The sequence below is a fragment of the Curtobacterium sp. RIT-PI-V genome (assembly GCF_025642935.1).
In the GTDB taxonomy this organism is placed as follows: domain Bacteria; phylum Actinomycetota; class Actinomycetes; order Actinomycetales; family Microbacteriaceae; genus Curtobacterium.
Genome location: NZ_JANZKM010000004.1, coordinates 100,871 through 117,945, shown reverse-complemented (window position 1 = coordinate 117,945; position 17,075 = coordinate 100,871). Strand labels below are relative to the sequence as shown.

The window sequence follows — 17,075 nt, the reverse complement described above, 5'->3', positions numbered from 1 at the left end:
TCCGGCGGACGGCCGGGTCTCGGGCACGCCACGCCGAGACTCGGGGTGAGCGACCGATCTCGCGGCCGCGGGCGCGAGAAGTGTCGCCCAGGCCGAGACTCGGCCCCGCCGCACGCCAGCGCACGAACGAGCAGAGGACGTCGGGCGCGAGCGCCCGACGTCCTCTGTGCTCACTCGACGCCCGCCGCAACGCACGCCGAGGCGTCTCAGCCGATCGACACGGCGGTCCAGGACACGGGCGGCAGCTCGATCGTGATGGTGTCGCCGTCGCGGCTGACCGTCTCGTTCGTGCGGAGCCCGACGCGCTCGGTGGACGACAGGTCGTTCACGGCGTGGATGTCGTCGTCCCAGACGCCCTCGGCGCGGACGTCACCCGAGGCCGCCAGGCCCGCGAGGTCGATCGTGACGGTGGTCGACTCGGACGGGTGGCGGTTGATGAGGAAGACCGCCGCCTTGCCGTCCTCGGTCACGGTGGCGGCCGAGTCCACGACCGGCACCTCGCCGTACTTGCCGCCGTCGACGGTGTCACCCGAGGACTTGACCTGCAGCGACGTGCCGTTCGCCAGGCGCGACGTCACCGAGAACGGGAAGAACGTCGTCTGGCGCCAGGCCGGGCCGCCGGGCTCGGTCATGATCGGGCCGATGACGTTGACGAGCTGCGCGAGCGAGGCCGAGGCGACACGGTCCGCGTGGCGGAGCAGCGAGATGAGCAGCCCACCCACGACGACGGCGTCGGCGACGGTGTAGACGTCCTCGAGCAGACGCGGAGCGACGGGCCAGTCCTGGAGCGTGAACTCCTTCTGCATCTCGTTCCACTTGGTGATGGACCAGACGTTCCACTCGTCGAACGAGATGTCGATGCGCTTGTCGGACTTCTTCTGCGCCTGCACGTGGTCGGCGGCGGTGGTGACCGTCTTGATGAAGTGGTCCATGTTGACGCCGGAGGCGAGGAACGAGGCGAGGTCGCCGTCCTCCTCGTAGTAGGCGTGCGCGGAGATGTAGTCGACGTCGTCGTAGGTGTGCTCGAGCACGGTGCGCTCCCACTCGCCGAACGTCGGCATCGAGGCGCCGGACGAACCGCAGGCGACGAGCTCGAGGTCGGGCTGGATCTGGCGCATGGCCTTGGCGGTCATCGCGGCGAGCTTGCCGTAGTCCTCGGCGTTCTTGTGGCCGAGCTGCCACGGGCCGTCCATCTCGTTGCCGAGGCACCACATCTTGATCGCGAACGGCTCCTGGCGGCCGTTCGACCGGCGGTACTCGGACAGCGCGGTTCCGGCGTCGATGTTCGCGTACTCGAGGAGCTCGATGGCCTCGGCGGTGCCGCGGGTACCGAGGTTCACCGCGAGCATGAGCTCCGAACCGACCTGGTCAAGCCAGTGCTGGAACTCGTGCAGGCCGACCTCGTTGGTCTCGGTCGAGTGCCAGGCCAGGTCGAGGCGCTTCGGGCGCTGCTCGACGGGGCCGACGCCGTCCTCCCACTTGTAGCCGGAGACGAAGTTGCCGCCGGGGTAGCGGATGGCGGAGACGCCGAGTTCCTTGACGAGCTCGACGACGTCCTTCCGGAAGCCGTGCTCGTCGGCGGTCTCGTGCGCGGGCTCGTGGATGCCGTCGTAGACGTGGCGGCCGAGGTGCTCGACGAACCCGCCGAACAGGCGACGTCGCACCGGCCCCACGGTGAACGCGGCGTCGAGGACGAGGTGTGTGCGGGGCATGGATCTCCTTCGATCGTGCGAGAGCGGGTACTGCGGGTCGTGCGGTGCGCGTACTGGGTCCGGCGCCAGGGGTAGCGAAGCGGACCGTCACGAAAGTGAGCGCTCACCTGACCGAAACGCTACCGGGTTCCACGGCGACGCGAAAGGGGTGGCGGATGATCTTCGCGAGCGCTAATGTGAGCGCTCACGGAGCACCGACCCACGGCTCTCGTGCACGGAGCAGCAGTGTTCCGCGAATGGAGCAGCGATGCTCCGGCGGGAGCACCGACCCTGCTCCCGAGCCCGGCCCATCCCGATGGAGTGATGCCATGCCGAACCGCCCAGCAACACCCGCGTCGCGCCTCTCGCGCCGCGGCTTCCTCGCCGCAGGAGCGGCGGCCGCGACGGTCCTGCCGCTCGCCGCGTGCTCGAGCCCGATCGCAGCCGGCCTGGCCGGCAGTGCCCTCAACCCCGAGACGCTCGTCTTCTGGAACCTCTTCGGCGGCGGTGACGGCCTCCGCATGCAGGCGATGGAGGACGGCTACGCGAAGCAGCACGGCGGATCGAGCTCGCTGCAGGCCACCACGTTCGCGTGGGGCAACCCGTACTACTCGAAGCTGACACTGGCCACCGTCGGGAACAAGCCGCCGGACGTCGCGGTCGCCCACCTGACCCGGGCGAAGCCGCTGTGGGACGGCGACCTGCTCGACCCGATCACATCCGAGGACCTGGCGAGCGTCGGCCTCAGCGCCGCCGACTTCAACCAGAAGGCCTGGACGGCGCAGAAGACCGACGGCAACAACATCGCCGTCCCGCTCGACACCCACCCCTTCGTGCTCTTCTACAACGTTGACGTGTGCAAGAAGGCAGGCCTGCTCGACAGCGACGGCAGCCTCAAGGACCTGTCCGGCATGGACACGTTCGAGAGTGCCCTGGCGGCGGTCTCGAAGGTCACCGGCGGCACCGCGCTCAACGTCGCCAACGTCGTGCCGGAGACCGCCACCCCGTGGCGCTTCTTCTGGACGATGTACAACCAGATCAACGACGCGACCCCCTTCATCAGCGACGGCGGCGCGAAGCTCACGGTCAACGAGGACGCCTACAACGAGGTCACCAGCCGCACCCAGAAGTGGGTCAAGCAGGGCTGGATGAACAAGGCGCTCGACTACGCCACGGCGCAGTCCCTGATGTTCGACGGCAAGGCCGGCTTCTTCATGCAGGGCGAGTGGGAGATCAGCACGGCGCAGTCCATCAAGGGACTGAAGTTCGGCATGGCCCCGATCCCGCAGCTGTACGACAAGCCCGCGACGCAGGCGGACTCGCACACCTTCGTGCTGCCGAAGAAGGACCGCACGCCCGAGCAGCGCAAGCAGCACATGCTCTTCATCAAGCAGATGCTCGAGCAGAGCCTGACCTGGGCCGAGGGCGGGCACGTCCCCGCCTACATCCCGACCTTCGACAGCAGCGCCTACAAGGAGCTCAAGCCCCAGTCGAACTACGCGGCCGCAGCCGAGACCGCCGTGTTCGACGACGCCGCCTGGTACGGCGGCTCCGGTTCGACCTTCGAGGGCACCGTCGGCGCCCAGCTGGCACTCGTGCAGCAGGGCAGCTCGTCGCCCGCACAGGCGCTCAGTGCCATCAAGTCGCAGCTCGCGACCTACCTGAACACCCCGAGCCCCCTGTGACCGGGCACGCGACCACCGGGCATGCACCTGCCCGGCACGTGAACGCCGTGAACACCGCGCGAAAGGCACGATGACGTGACCACAGCACCTGTCCTCGACCGGCCCACGGACGCGGCCACCGCGTCGCGTCCGCGCCGGAACCGCACCTACGGCACCAGCCTCACCCGTGGCCAGGGCCGCAGCGGCTGGCTCTTCCTCGCCCCGTTCGGCCTGTTCTACGCGGCGTTCCTGCTCGGCCCGACGGTCTGGATGATCGTCTCGAGCTTCTTCAACACCTCGACCGTCCGCACAGGCCTCGGCAGCTTCGCCGGGTTCGCGAACTACGCCGAGATGCTCGGACGTTCCGACTTCTGGTCGTCGCTCTGGCACACGCTGCAGTTCACGCTCTACACGACGCCGCCGCTCGTCATCCTGGCGTTCGTCTTCGCCGTCCTGACGAACCGGATGAACCGCGGCCAGTGGTTCTTCCGACTGGCGTTCTTCCTGCCGTTCATCCTGCCGTCGGCGACGATCTCGCTCATCTGGGTGTTCATCTTCACGCCGGCGACCGGCCTGTGGGCGAGCATGCAGTCGGCCATCGGCCTCACCCCGGGCTCCGGCATGCTGTCCAGCCCGAACACCGCGATGATCGGTGTCGCGATCGCCACCGTCTGGTGGACCCTCGGCTTCAACTTCGTGCTCTACCTGGCCGGTCTGCAGGAGATCCCGCGCGAACTGTACGAAGCGGCCGCCGTCGACGGTGCGTCGAACTGGCAGCAGATCAAGTCGATCACGCTGCCGCTGCTCGGCCGCACCACGACGCTGGTCATCCTGTTGCAGATCATCGCGAGCCTGAAGATCTTCGACCAGGTGTACCTGATGACGAACGGCGGACCGGGCATCTCCACCCAGGTCTCGCTGCAGCTCATCACGGGCGTCGGCTTCACCGACAACCGACTCGGTGCCGCCTCGGCAGCGTCGGTGCTCCTGTTCATCGTGATCGTCGCGATCGCGGTCATCCGGCAGCTCGTCGAGCGCGCTGCCGCCAAGCGAGAGATCGGGGCCTGACATGACCGCCACCGAGAGCATCACCACCGGCCGCGCCAAGCTCCGCACCGGCGTCTCGGCCGCCGCCCCCGCGAACGCCGCCAAGATCGGCGTCTCCGGCAAGGGCTTCAACCTGGTCGCCGGGATCATCCTGATCGTCTTCGCGATCATCTGGCTCATCCCCAGCCTGTTCGCCCTGAAGACGTCGCTGTCCGACAACGGCGTCGCCGCCCTCGGCGCGAACTCGATCCTGTCGAACTGGAACCCGACGCTGCACTCCTACGCGTCGCTGTTCCAGGCCGGCGACATCTGGAACTGGTACCTCGCCAGCGCCATCACGAGCGTCATCACGGCCGTCCTGACGGTCATGTTCGCCTCGATGGCGGCGTTCGCGCTGTCCCGCCTGGTGTTCCGCGGTCGGAACATCGTGTTCCTGCTCATCATCCTCGGCATCATGATCCCGACGCAGGTCCTGATCATCCCGATCTTCCAGGAGCTCAACGCCGTCGGCCTGCTGAACACCTACTGGTCGGTCATCTTCCCGCAGGTGCCCGCCGTGATCGCGGTGTTCATCTTCAAGCAGTTCTTCGACGGGATCCCGAAGGAGCTGGAGGAAGCGGCACGCATCGACGGTGCCAACATCTGGAAGATCTACTGGTCGGTCATCCTGCCGCTGTCGCGTCCGGTGATCGCCGCGGTCACGATCCTGACCTTCGTCGGTGTCTGGAACAACCTGCTGCTGCCGCTGTTCGTGCTGTCGAACCCGGACCTCATGACGATCCCGGTCGGGCTCGCCACGGTCCAGGGCAGCTTCGGTCAGCGCTACGCGGACATCCAGGCCGGAGCGATCCTGGCGGCGTTGCCGCTGATCATCCTCTACCTGATCTTCCAGCGGCAGATCGTGGAGGGCGTGACGGGTTCCGGCCTCAAGGGCTGACGCCACCCCACGGCGGACGGGAGGCCCGGTGCCAGCTGGCACCGGGCCTCCCGTCCGTCGTGTTGGTCGCGTTCCGGGCGCACCTGGCGGAAACGGGCGTACCTGGTGAGAAGTTCCGTGACGGTACGCCCGATAACGCCAGGCATCGCACGCGCCATGGGAAGGAACGGGCACCGCTCAGGCGGAGACGGACTCCTTGGCCTCGTGCTTCCAGAAGCCGGAGAACGTGATGCGCGCCTTCGGCAGACCCGCACGGTGCAGGTGCCGGCGGCCCTCCGTGGCGAGGGTCGACTCGCCGACCACGAAGGCGTACCCGCGGTCGTCGACGGGCACGTGCCGCTGCAGTTCGGCGAGCGCGGCGCGGCCCGGGACGGCGTGGTGGTCGACCTCGTCGCGGACGATCCACGTGACCGCGACCCCGGCCGGTGCGTCGATCTCGCGGACGTCGCCGGCGGTGGGGACCTCTTGGATGATGCGGCCGACCGCGTTCCGGGGCAGCGAGGCGGCGATGCCGAGCACGCCGGGCAGTCCGGTCTCCTCGGCCGCGATCACGATCTCGCTGGTGTCGTCCGGGCAGTCGAAGATGCAGCCCTGGTCGAGCATCGCCAGCTGGTCGCCGGGGCGGGCGCCGCAGGCCCAGATCGCGGCACGGCCCTCGGGCTCGCCGTCAGCGTCGGTGTGCACGACGAAGTCGATGTCCATCTCGGCGGTGCCGTCGGGCATCGGGCGGAACGCGGCGACGGTGTAGTTCGCGCAGTGCGGACGGACGTCCTCGGGGATGGCCAGGAACGTCGGCCACCACTTCTTGCCGTCGAGGTCCGGCATCCGGAACGCGTCCTGGTCCGGACGCCCGGTGAACAGGCGGAACCAGTGGTCGAAGCCGAGGAACGGGAACTCGTGCAGGTCGTCGCCGGTGACGGTCACGCGCTGCATCGACGGCGTCGTGCGCTCGGTGCGCAGGACCCGGGCACGGAAGAGCCGGGGATTCTCGGGCAGGAGCCGCGGAGTCTTCGCCATGAGGCAAGGCTAACCTAAGATGTTCTCCGTGCCAGCCCCCTCCCCTGCCCTGGCTTCCGTCTCGGAGGCCCGCACCGCCGATGCGTCAGCAGCCCTCGGTGTCCACCGCGCCGCCGTCCGTCGCCGCGTCCTGGTGATCGCCGGACTGGTCGTCGTGCTGGTCCTGGTGGCGGTCGCGAGCATGCTCCTCGGCAGCAACCGGATCGGCGTCGACCGGGTGCTCGACGGCCTGTTCCGGACCGGGTCGACCACCGATGAGGCGATCGTCTGGGGCTCCCGGGTCCCGCGCACGCTCATCGGTGCCGCGGTCGGTGCGGCCCTGGGGATCGCGGGGCTCCTGATGCAGGGGCACACGCGCAATCCGCTCGCCGACCCCGGACTGTTCGGGGTCTCGTCGGGTGCCGGGCTCGCCGTCGTCCTCGGCGTCTACGTGTTCGGGGTCACGAACACCGGCGCGACGGTGTGGTTCGCACTCGGCGGCGCGCTGGTGGCGAGCGTCGTGGTGTTCTCGGTGACCATCGCGGGCAGCGGTACGGCCAGCCCGGTCCCCCTCGCCCTCGCCGGCGCTGCCGTCTCGGCCCTGTTGGGCGCGCTGACCTCGTTCGTCGTCCTGACCGACCAGGACTCGCTCGACGCGTACCGGCTGTGGGTCGTCGGTTCCCTCGCAGCACGGCAGCTCGACGTCCTCGGCGCGGTGTGGCCGTTCCTCGTCGCCGGGCTCGTGCTCGCGATCCTGAACGTCCGGGCCCTCGACGCGCTCGGGCTCGGCTCGGACCTGGCCAAGGGCCTGGGCGAGAACGTGCTCGTCGCGCGGCTCGTCGGGCTCGGGGCCATCACGTTGCTCGCAGCCGGAGCGACCGCCGCCGCCGGCCCGATCGGGTTCGTCGGCCTGACCGTGCCGCACGTCGCCCGGGCCCTCGTCGGCACCGGGCACCGGTGGACCCTGCCGGTCTCCGGGCTCGTCGGAGCGGCGCTCGTGCTGCTCGCCGACGTCGTCGGACGCCTGATCGGCGGGTTCTCGGAGGTCGAGGTCGGCATCGTCCTGGCCGTCATCGGCGGCCCCGTCTTCGTCGCCGTCGCCCGCCGCCGATCGCTGGTGTCCCTGTGACCGGCACGACCGAACGAGCATCCGCGTCCATGTCCGGCGCAGCCGTCCGAGCGCCCGGCCGGGCCGGTGTCCGCTTCGGTCCGATCGGCCTCGCCTGGCGCCCGCGGGTGTTCTGGTACACGGCCGCCTCGCTCGGTCTGGTCCTGGTGCTCGTCGTCCTCGGTGTCGCGATCGGCTCGACCTGGATCGCCCCGGGCATCGTGCTCCGCTCCCTGGTCGGGCTCGAGACCGGCCCGGACGGCTTCATCATCACCACGCTCCGACTGCCCCGTGTCCTCACCGGCGCGCTCGTCGGGCTGACCCTCGGCATCGCCGGCGCACTGACCCAGACCTTCACGCGGAACCCCCTGGGTACCCCGGACATCATCGGCGTGACGTCGGGCGCGAGCGTCGGCGCCGTGGCGGCCATCGTGCTCGGCGGGGGCACGTACTCGGTGTCCTCGATCGTGCTCAGCGGCGGGATCCCCGTGGCCGCGACGATCGGTGCGCTCGTCGCCGCCGCCGTCGTGTACGGGCTCGGTTGGCGCGGCGGGGTGCAGAGCTACCGGCTCATCCTGGTCGGCATCGGTGTGAGCGCGACCCTCGACGCCGTGACGAGCTACCTGCTCGTCCGCGCCAAGATCACCATCGCGACCGCCGCGTCGCAGTGGCTCGTCGGCAGCCTGTCGAGCACCTCGTGGTCGAGCGTCTGGCCGCTGCTCATCGTCGCCGCGGTCGCGGTGCCGATCGCCCTGGCGACGAGTGCGGCGCTCGGCATCGGACAGCTCGGTGACGAGGTCGCGACCGGGGTGGGGCTCGCCGTCCAGCGACACCGCCTGCTCGTGATCGCCCTGGCCGTCGTGCTCACCGCCGCCGCCGTCGCCGCTGCTGGACCGGTCGGCTTCGTCGCGTTCGTGGTGCCGCAGGTCGGACTCCGGCTGGCCGGGACGAACCGGCCACCGCTGCTGCTCGCCGGTCTGCTCGGCGCCGCGCTGGTCCTCGCGGCGGACCTGCTGTCCCGATCGGCGTTCCCGTGGCAGGTGCCCGTCGGCATCATCACGACCGTGATCGGTGCCCCGTACCTGATCTGGCTCCTCATCCGTCACCGCAAGGAGATGTCCCGATGACGACACCCCCGTCCACCCCGGTCCTCGAAGCCCGCGGCCTGTCCGTCGGCTACGACCGGCACCCCGTGCTGACCGATCTCGACCTGCGCGTCGAGCGCGGCACCGTGACGACGTTCCTCGGCGCGAACGGCTGCGGCAAGTCGACCCTGCTCAAGGCCTTCGGGCGAGTGCTGAAGCCGCAGTCCGGCGAGGTCCTGCTCGACGGTTCCCCGATCCGCAAGGAACCGAACCGCCAGGTCGCGCGGAAGCTCGCGATCCTGCCGCAGTCCCCCGTCGCCCCCGCCGGCACGAGCGTGCTCGACCTGGTGATGCGCGGCCGCAACCCGCACCAGTCGTGGGCGAAGCCGTGGACCGCGGACGACGCCGACGTCGCCGAGCAGGCCATCGCGGCGACCGGCCTGACCGACGTCGCCCACCGCGACGTCGCGAGCCTGTCGGGTGGCCAGCGACAGCGTGCGTGGATCGCCCTGGTGGTGGCGCAGCAGGCCGACACGTTGCTGCTCGACGAACCGACGACCTACCTGGACCTCGCACACCAGCTCGAGGTCCTGCGCCTGGTGCGCCGACTCAACCGCGAGCAGGGTTCCACCATCGTGATGGTCCTGCACGACCTGTCGCTCGCGGCCCGGTTCTCCGACCGGCTCGTCGTGCTGCACGACGGCGGGGTCGCTGCCGACGGCGCACCGCACGAGGTACTGACCCCCGCGTTGCTCGAGCACGCCTTCGGGCTGCACGCGCGCGTGTTCCCGGACCCCGTGACCGGCGCCCCGATGATCGTGCCCGAGGCCGACGAGCACGACACGTCGCTGCACCGCGAACGCGACACCGTGCTGGCGACGGCAGCAGACTTAGGTTAGCCTCTCCTAACGTGAAGCTCTCCCGACGCGGCTCCCTCCGAGCCACCCTCCTGACCTCCGTGGCCGTCTCGGCCCTCCTCCTCGCCGGCTGCTCGAGCACCGACTCGAACGACTCCGACGGTGACACCGCGGCGTCGAAGGCCTGGTCCTACGAGGACGCCACCGGCACGACCGTGAAGGTCGACCACACGCCGAAGCGCGTCGTCGTGCTGAACGACATCGCGATCTCGTTCATCGAGTACGGCCTGAAGCCGGTCGGCACCTTCGGCCAGCTGACCATGGCGAAGGACGCCCGGTTCGACGACCTGGACACCGACGGCATCACGCAGCTCGGCACCGGGTACGGCGACATCGACCTCGAGAAGCTCGCCGCGCTGAAGCCCGACCTGGTCGTGACCTCGGTCTACCCGACCGACGAGAAGGGCACGCTCGACGACACGCAGCCCGGCTACGGCTTCAAAGACAACGAGCAGGAGAAGCAGATCGAGGCCATCGCGCCGGTCGTCCAGGTCAAGTGGGGCGGCAAGGGCGAGGACGTCATCGAGAAGATCGCCGACCTGAGCGAGTCCCTCGGCGCCAAGGAGTCGACGATCGAGGCCGCCGAGAAGCGCTTCGACACCGCAGGCGACGAGCTCGAGAAGGTCGCGAAGGAGCAGGACCTGTCGGTCGTCTCCATGTACGCCGACGGTGACGGCGCCTACGTCACGCGCCCGACCGACGAGCCGCTGCTGCAGATGTACTCGTCGTTCGGTGTCGACTTCGTGAACCCGAAGCCGAAGGGCTTCTACTGGGGCATCTACTCGTGGGAGAACGCGGGCCAGATCAAGGCCGACGTCCTGCTGCTGTCGCAGCAGGGCTACCAGGTCGCGGACCTCGAGAAGCAGCCGACCTTCGCCGACAACGCGGCGCTCGAGGCCGGCCAGGTGCACAGCTTCACCTTCCCGGCGCTCGACTACGCCTCGCAGGCCGACTACATGAAGCAGCTCGCGGGCTGGCTCGAGGACAGCAAGAAGCTGTCCTAGGACGCAACCAACGATCGGACGGGAGGCCCGTTGCCAGCTGGCAACGGGCCTCCCGTCTGTTCGGTGTCGCGTCTCGTGCACGTGACCCGCTGCTGTCGTCAGCCCGCCGGCAAGGCGGCGTTCACAGCGGTCTGCGCATCGCGCCAGACCGCTGCGCGGGACCCCGCGTAGGTGCCGCCCTGACCGTTCGAGTAGTACCGCAGGTTGTGCTTCCCGCCGTCGGTGTTGCCCTGCCAGTACGCGGTCACCGCGCGCGAGCTCCCGCCGACCAACCACACCTGGTCGGCGGCGTCGGCCGTTCCGGTCTTGCCGAACAGCGTGGTGCCGTCCGGGGTCTGGCCGCCGCTCGCCGTACCGCCCCGGAAGGCGCCCTGCATGACCTCGAACGCGGTCGCCGCGGTCTGCGGCGAGACGGCCTGCGAGCAGGTGCGCGGCTGCCCGCCGAGCTCCGTGCCGTCCGGTGCGATCACCTGGTCGATCACGACCGGCGCGCAGTACCGGCCGCCGTTCGCGACGCCCGCGTACGCCGCCGCCATCGTCAGCGGCGCGATGCTCTCGGTGCCGAGCAGCGACGCTGGGTTCCACGGCAGCTCACCGCCGGCGGCCAGGTGCACACCGAGGCGCTTCGCGACGTCGCGGATGTCGCACAGGTCGAGCTGCGCGGCCATCGACTGGTAGGCGGCGTTCACGGACTGGGCCGTGGCCGAGCGGACCGAGTACGGCCCCTTCTGGCCGGGCGAGTCGTTCTTCGGCTGCCAGAAGGCCGTCGTCTGCTCGCCGCACGCCGTCCACGTGCTCTGCGGGTGCGGGGTGCCGTTCACGACCGTGTCCGGGCTGCGGCCGGCCTCGAGCCACGCCAGCAGCGTGAACATCTTGTACGTCGAGCCGGTCTGGAAGCCCGTCGAATCTCCGTCGGCCTGGTCGACGGCGTAGTTCAGCGACGTCGCCGTCGGTGGCGCCTGCTCCGACCGGTCGTAGTCGGTGTTCTGCGCCATCGTGAGCACCCGGCCGGTGCCCGCCTCGACGGTGTTCAGCGTCGCGCCCAACGCGAGACGAGTCTCGGTCTTCGGGTCGTACCGGTCGAGCAGTTCCTTCTGCTTCGCGTTCAGGTCGAGGTCGAGCGTCGTCTGGATGCGGTACCCACCCGTCCGCCAGGCATCGGCGCGCTGCTGCTTCGTCGCGCCGAGCTGCGGCAGCCGTGCGGCGACTCGCTCGGCGTAGTCGCAGAAGAACTCCGCCCCGGTCTCGACGGCCTCGCACCCCTGCTTCGGCGCGGTGATCCGGACGTAATCGGCCAGCCGCGACAGCCGTGCCGTGCGGTACTCGTCGGTCGTCAGGTGCCCCTGCTCGTGCATCGAACGGAGGATCACGTTCCGCCGCGCGGCGTTGTCGCGGTAGTGGTCCGGCGTGGACAGGTCGCGGCGCTCCGGCCACTGCACGATCGCGATGAGCGACGCGGCCTCGGCCGGGGTCAGGTCGGTGGCGGACTTGCCGTAGTAGTGCTGCGCGGCCGACTGCACGCCGTACGTCTGGTCGCCGAAGTAGGCGATGTTCAGGTACGCCGTCAGGATCTGCTCCTTGGTGTACTTCTTCGCCAGGCCGATCGCGAGCTTCATCTCGGCGAGCTTCCGCTGGGGCGACCGCTTCGTCGCCTCCTTGTAGCCGGCCTTCTGCTCCGCGAGCGTCGGCAGCTCGCTCGCCCGCTGGATCTTGATGTTGCGCACGAGCTGCATCGTGAGCGTCGAGCCACCCGAGCCGCCCTCGCCTTGCGACGCGGCGACGCTCACCAGGGAGCGGACCATCGACGTCGCGTCCACACCACCGGTCTCGTAGAACCGCTTGTCCTCGCCGTCGACCGCAGCGTGCTTCAGCTGGTCGCTGATCTGGTCGAACGACAGCTCCTGCCGGTCCTGCGCCCACACGTTCGCCAGGTGCACCGGTTCGCCACCGCGGTACGCCCAGACCTGGTTGCGCTGCGGCAGGTCCCCGATCTCGATGTGCTCCGGCAGCGACTCGAACACCCCGATCGCCGACGTCGTGCTCACTCCGGCGACCGCGATCATCGGCGTCACGCCGACCCCGACCATCAACCCGGCGAGCACACTGCCGCCCACGAAGCCGAGCGCGGCTCCCCCTGCACGTCTCATCGTCATCGCTCTGGATCCCCCGTGGTGCATCACCGCACCGATCTGGTGCGGTAATTCGGGAGCGTCCCAGCCGATCTCGGGCGGTCGCCGGGACTTCGCCGCGGAAGACCGCCGTGTCCGCTGGGAAAGTGCCCGCCGTGACGGGATCGTGACGTCAGCGGGGGCGATCTCGTCCCGCCGGACGATGACGGGCGGCTCCGAGAGTGCCCGCCTCTGCGCGTCTCGCCGCCGGCGGTCATCTCAGTACGAGCGTGCAGCACGTGAGACACGAGCTCCCGATGCACCTCCATCGACAACACGTCGGTCGTCGCGGCGCACGCCCGCGGCAACGAGGGGTCCTCGCGCCGAGCCGCGTCCCCCTGCCGGACGCACAGGCGAGCCGGACCCGATCTGCGTCGCCACCCTTGTCTCGCAAGCAACTGTCAATGACACCTTCACCGAAGACGCTTGCGAGACATGGTTGTGAGAACCGCCGCACCCCGCACCCCGGATCCCGCGGGACGGAACGCCTCGGCGGTGCTACGGACGAGACGTTTCGCAACCGTAAGGATCCGAGACCGTTGATGAGATCAGCAGGAGCGCACGATCCCCAGGAACCCATGTGGTCACCCTTCCGCGGAGTGACGTGATGCAATCGCGTTCGGGCTGGACTCCCCGCAAGCCGGATGCCACCCTTCTCATGAAAAGGGTGGCATCCGGCTTGGGCATCAAATAGGGGGCAGGAATTAGCCGTAAATCTGCACCAGGTCCGGAAGTACGATGAGTAGCGGAAGGAAGCTGAATACCGTAAGCGCAATGCCGACGATGATTGCAGCAGTGCTCAGCCCGCGTCCTTGCTCTCCAGTTCGGATTACCTGCCGTCGAGCAATGATGCCAACAATGACACCCGCGACCGGTACAACAATGGCGAGAACTATCGCTACAATAGCGAGGGTGCTGGTGCGCTCTGGCTGATTAACCGGCGGGGAAACTGTGGGTGATGAGTTCGTCATCGCTTATTCACATCCTTCGTAAGCTTGCCGGTAAGTCCGCAAGTCGTCGTCATATTCTTCACGTATGAAACGGGCCAGCCCTTCACATTCGCGTCAATCTGATAATCCTCAATCGACTTTGTCTTGCCGCCGCCCGCGCGGTGCTCCTTACAATTGACTGGAGTTACCGTGACCCCATTACTTTTAGAGCCATAAACATGGCAGTCGTGGTAACCAGCGTATCCCCTGTACTTGTTGGTCCAAGACTTTGAGCCGTTATAGTAGAACTTCCCAGACTGCCACTCTGAGTATCCGAGCTGATCATCGTGCTGTTGCCACTTCTTGGACTTGACCTTACTCGACTTCGCAGCCGCCATGATCTCCATCTTTTGAGAGTTCGACAAGCCGGGGTCCGCTCGTACATCGAGCCCGTCGACAACCTCCTCTGCGCCGGTTTCGATAGTAGTCGTGGTGGCGCAGGTGCTATCGACGTCAGATTTCGTGACAGTTCCGTTGTTCGCTCGGGCAGCAGCGTCAAGGGCGATGACACATTCGGCTGCGACCGGCTGCGCGTCCGCTACAAACGAGCGAACCGGCGTAGCGAGATACTGGGTAGTCGAAGAAGTACTGGTCGGACCGGACAATTCTGCACGCCAGTAGTACCGGCTTCCCTCAATTAGCTTCGCGGGGTCAAGCTGGTAGTCCGTAGCGATCCAGCCCGAGTCAAGGACCGGATTCGTGACGCCGTCCGCATCGAGCGAGACGGTGAAATGACGCTGGACGTAGTCGCGAAGCTGATCATTCACCGGCACGACAGCGAGCGTGTCCGACATGTCACCAAACAAGCCGTCTCCAGGGAAGTACTGGAGCGTCTCAGCCGGCCAGTTGCCACCAAATTCAGTCTGGAAGCTCGCGCTGCCATAGGACTCGTACGTGTTGGTTACGATGGTGGCGTCGATCTGATGCACTCCGCCAGTTGCAGGCAATGCCACGGATACCTTCGTGGCCTGCGTTTCGCTCAGTGCAGTAGCGGTTTCAGGCGTGCCGTCCACATCGACGTCGACCTCTGCTCCGGTTTCGGTTGCTGCCGGCACGGTGACCGTGCACTGCACGGGAGCCGTCGGGATAGTCACCGTCACCGCGCCCGCCGAGTAGGGCGCGGGGCACGAGATGGTTGGCGCCTGAGGATTTGCATACCAGCCCTGAACGTCGATGACGTAGTCAGTCGCGTCGGCGACGTTGTTGAGGTTGATCTTGCCATTCGCGCCGAGGGCGACAGTGACGGTGTTGGTGCGGATCTCGCCGGCCTGGAAGTTGATCGACGTCGTCTCCGGCTGCGTGGTCCCACTTGCCCACACAGACGCGCGGCCATCGCTACCGCCGTGTACAGCGGTCAGCGTCAAGACGACCGCAGTGAGGCCGGAGCCCATCACGGGCACCCCGGCCTTCCCCGCGACCTGGACCGCGCGTGTCTCGTTCTTCGCGAGGATCGTGTTCCCCGTCGCACGGGAGTCGTAGGCCCGCCCGACTCCGGGGGTGAAAGTCGCGCCAGTGGTGGCGGAAGCGGTGAAGTATCCCTGCAAGTCGATGACGAGGTTGATGGTCGACGAGCCGTTGTAGATCGTCATCTTCCCGCTCGAGGACAGCCGTACCTGCGCCTGGATCGAGGTGTTCACCGACGGCGCGTAGTGCAACGCGTTGTCCGGACGGGTGGTTCCGGTCGCGTACGGCGTGAGGTAGCCGTCAGAAGCGGTGGAGTTGATCGGCAGGAGGTTCACGACCGCGCCGGACGCTCCGGCCGGGACGCCGTTGGCGCCGGTGACCTGAATGTCGACGCTCTTCCCCGGTGCCAGGAGCGCCTTCGGAGCGCCGAGCCCGGAACGGGTGTCGACGATGCGCTTGCCCGCGACGGGGACAAACCCGCCGGCGGCGGTGCCGTCGGTGTTCGCGGTGTAGTAGCCCTGCACGTCGAGGATCAGCCGTGCGGCCGTCTCGGTCGACACCTGGATGGTGCCAGCGGCGCTCACGGCGACGATCGCGGTGTTGGAGACGTACTCGCCGGTGTTGGCGTTGTAGATCAGCATCGTCGTGCGCGACGTGTCCGCATCCGGACGACCGAACAGCGTGCCTGCGGACGGGGTGCCGCTGACCGTCGCGTTCAATGACACGGCACCCACGGTGCCGTCGTCGGGGATCCCGGCGACGCCAGCGATCTTGATCGTCCGGTACTTGCCCGCCTCCATTGGCGTACTGAACCCGCCGGTACCAACCTTGGTGTCCAGGACACGGCCGGACGCGGGCACGAACACGCCACCGGTACCGGTGTCGTTGATGGCCTGCGCCGGTGTGGCGACGAGCAGTGATCCGACAAGTGCGAGCGCGCCGAGTGTGGCAGCAGCGATGCTGCGCCTCCTCGAGCGCGGAGCGTGCAGCAATGTGCGCACAAAACCCCCTAGATGATCGACAGCACGGGTTGCTGTCAGCCTGCGCAGCATATGAGGAAGCTGAGTATCTGTACCCGACCCCCGTACGGGGGCAGAACCAAAAGCCCCGGTCAGAATGGGTAGTTTCACCTCGGGCTTAATGAATGCTCAGGTAAGAGTTACGCCGACGTGATCTTCGATGATCTGCGGTCGCGGCGACGGGGCGCCGCCTGATCGGCGCCCGCAACACCACGGACGGGTACTCGCCGAGACAGCTTATTGATCAGTCATGGTGCGGAGTCAGTACCGGTCTCCGCACAGGACTCGATCACGACACGAAGCACCGCGGGGACGACGACACAGAGCGAAGCTGCTCACATGCTGGCGCGCCGCCGATGAACGCAGAAGTGCCTCGCCCAGGAAGGGCGAGGCACTTCTCAGGGTTCACCTGGTCACGAACGAGAAGATCGCGAAAATGATCAATCCGATGACACCGACAAGTATCAATACTTTAAGTACAGTTCTAGTCGGCTTTTTCGAGTTTGGACTTTTTCGCTGCCTGTTTGTGGCGGTCACGGCCACAAGTGAGAGGTGCACCGCCGCCAACCGAGGGGCCGACGGGCTCGTGACATCAGCTGGCCGAGGACTCCATCGGGACGGTACCCGCGAGCAGATCGAGCACGCCGTCCGGGAACACCGGGACGTCCGTGTCGACGGGCACCCAGCGCACCGGGCTGCCCTCGTCCAGCACCACGAGTTCGGCGTCGAGCGGCACTTCGTCCAGATCGGCCGACCGGACGGCGAACACGTGGACGTACTCGTGCCCGGGCTGCCCCTCGTACTCGAACAGGTTCTCGAGGACGCCGAGCAGCCGGACCTCGTCAAGTGCGACGTCGAGCTCCTCGCGGAACTCGCGACGGAGCGCCTGGACGGCGGTCTCCCCGAACTCGATGCCGCCGCCGACCGCGCGGTGGAAGCGCAGGCCGCGCCTCTGGTCGAACGACTCGGACAGCAGCACGTGGCCGTCCTTGGTCGGCAGCCCGACCGCGATGTTCCTGATGCTCCCCATCACGCCACTCTGCCAC

The 17,075-nt window shown here is 68.0% G+C and carries 13 protein-coding genes; 7 read left to right on the top strand and 6 right to left on the bottom strand.

Features of this window, described 5'->3' with window-relative positions:
• Positions 1 to 206: 206 nt before the first annotated feature.
• Positions 207 to 1,712: an arabinosylfuranosidase ArfA gene (gene arfA, locus OGL88_RS04820; protein ID WP_263090134.1), complete on the bottom strand. Its 1,506-nt coding sequence runs from the start codon at positions 1,710 to 1,712 to the stop codon at positions 207 to 209.
• A gap of 308 nt (positions 1,713 to 2,020) precedes the next feature.
• Between arfA and OGL88_RS04815 the strand changes: the two genes are divergently transcribed.
• The 3 genes from OGL88_RS04815 (at position 2,021) to OGL88_RS04805 (ending at position 5,339) form a co-directional block, all read left to right on the top strand.
• Entirely contained in the window at positions 2,021 to 3,376 is a 1,356-nt protein-coding gene (locus OGL88_RS04815; RefSeq protein WP_263090131.1) for an extracellular solute-binding protein, read from the top strand.
• Positions 3,377 to 3,451: 75 nt separating this feature from the next.
• Positions 3,452 to 4,423 (top strand): carbohydrate ABC transporter permease, encoded by a 972-nt coding sequence (locus tag OGL88_RS04810; protein ID WP_111086244.1) that lies wholly within the window; start codon positions 3,452 to 3,454, stop codon positions 4,421 to 4,423.
• A 1-nt stretch (position 4,424) separates the two neighbouring features.
• Positions 4,425 to 5,339: a carbohydrate ABC transporter permease gene (locus tag OGL88_RS04805; RefSeq protein ID WP_263090129.1), complete on the top strand. Its 915-nt coding sequence runs from the start codon at positions 4,425 to 4,427 to the stop codon at positions 5,337 to 5,339.
• Between the two features lie 177 nt (positions 5,340 to 5,516).
• Here OGL88_RS04805 and OGL88_RS04800 read toward each other — a convergent pair whose 3' ends face one another.
• Complete coding sequence (locus tag OGL88_RS04800) at positions 5,517 to 6,356, bottom strand: siderophore-interacting protein (protein ID WP_123938320.1); 840 nt, start codon at positions 6,354 to 6,356, stop codon at positions 5,517 to 5,519.
• Between the two features lie 28 nt (positions 6,357 to 6,384).
• Here OGL88_RS04800 and OGL88_RS04795 point away from each other — a divergent pair, with 28 nt between their 5' ends.
• Genes OGL88_RS04795 through OGL88_RS04780 form a run of 4 tightly spaced genes read left to right on the top strand, consistent with a single transcriptional unit; the run spans position 6,385 to position 10,449 of the window.
• Positions 6,385 to 7,464, top strand: a complete 1,080-nt coding sequence (locus OGL88_RS04795) for a FecCD family ABC transporter permease (protein ID WP_263090126.1) — start codon at positions 6,385 to 6,387, stop codon at positions 7,462 to 7,464.
• A gap of 29 nt (positions 7,465 to 7,493) precedes the next feature.
• Positions 7,494 to 8,570 (top strand): FecCD family ABC transporter permease, encoded by a 1,077-nt coding sequence (locus OGL88_RS04790; protein ID WP_263090124.1) that lies wholly within the window; start codon positions 7,494 to 7,496, stop codon positions 8,568 to 8,570.
• Positions 8,567 to 9,427 carry an ABC transporter ATP-binding protein gene (locus tag OGL88_RS04785; RefSeq protein ID WP_263090122.1) on the top strand — a complete coding sequence of 287 codons (861 nt, stop codon included), beginning with the start codon at positions 8,567 to 8,569 and terminating at the stop codon, positions 9,425 to 9,427. The genes OGL88_RS04790 and OGL88_RS04785 overlap by 4 nt, the downstream gene beginning before the upstream one ends.
• An 11-nt stretch (positions 9,428 to 9,438) precedes the next feature.
• Positions 9,439 to 10,449, top strand: coding sequence for an ABC transporter substrate-binding protein (locus tag OGL88_RS04780; RefSeq protein ID WP_131846752.1), 1,011 nt, complete (start codon positions 9,439 to 9,441; stop codon positions 10,447 to 10,449).
• A gap of 98 nt (positions 10,450 to 10,547) precedes the next feature.
• Here the strand turns inward: OGL88_RS04780 and OGL88_RS04775 are convergent, their stop codons facing one another.
• The 4 genes from OGL88_RS04775 to OGL88_RS04765 all read right to left on the bottom strand — a co-directional run bounded on the left by OGL88_RS04775 (position 10,548) and on the right by OGL88_RS04765 (position 17,059).
• Entirely contained in the window at positions 10,548 to 12,602 is a 2,055-nt protein-coding gene (locus tag OGL88_RS04775) for a transglycosylase domain-containing protein (protein ID WP_263090120.1), read from the bottom strand.
• A gap of 719 nt (positions 12,603 to 13,321) precedes the next feature.
• Positions 13,322 to 13,588, bottom strand: a complete 267-nt coding sequence (locus OGL88_RS18145) for a DUF4190 domain-containing protein (RefSeq protein WP_374114420.1) — start codon at positions 13,586 to 13,588, stop codon at positions 13,322 to 13,324.
• Complete coding sequence (locus OGL88_RS04770; RefSeq protein WP_263090118.1) at positions 13,585 to 16,011, bottom strand: hypothetical protein; 2,427 nt, start codon at positions 16,009 to 16,011, stop codon at positions 13,585 to 13,587. Before OGL88_RS04770 ends, OGL88_RS18145 begins: the two co-directional genes overlap by 4 nt.
• Positions 16,012 to 16,621: 610 nt before the next feature.
• Positions 16,622 to 17,059 carry an NUDIX hydrolase gene (locus OGL88_RS04765; RefSeq protein WP_263090116.1) on the bottom strand — a complete coding sequence of 146 codons (438 nt, stop codon included), beginning with the start codon at positions 17,057 to 17,059 and terminating at the stop codon, positions 16,622 to 16,624.
• Between the last annotated feature and the right edge of the window lie 16 nt (positions 17,060 to 17,075).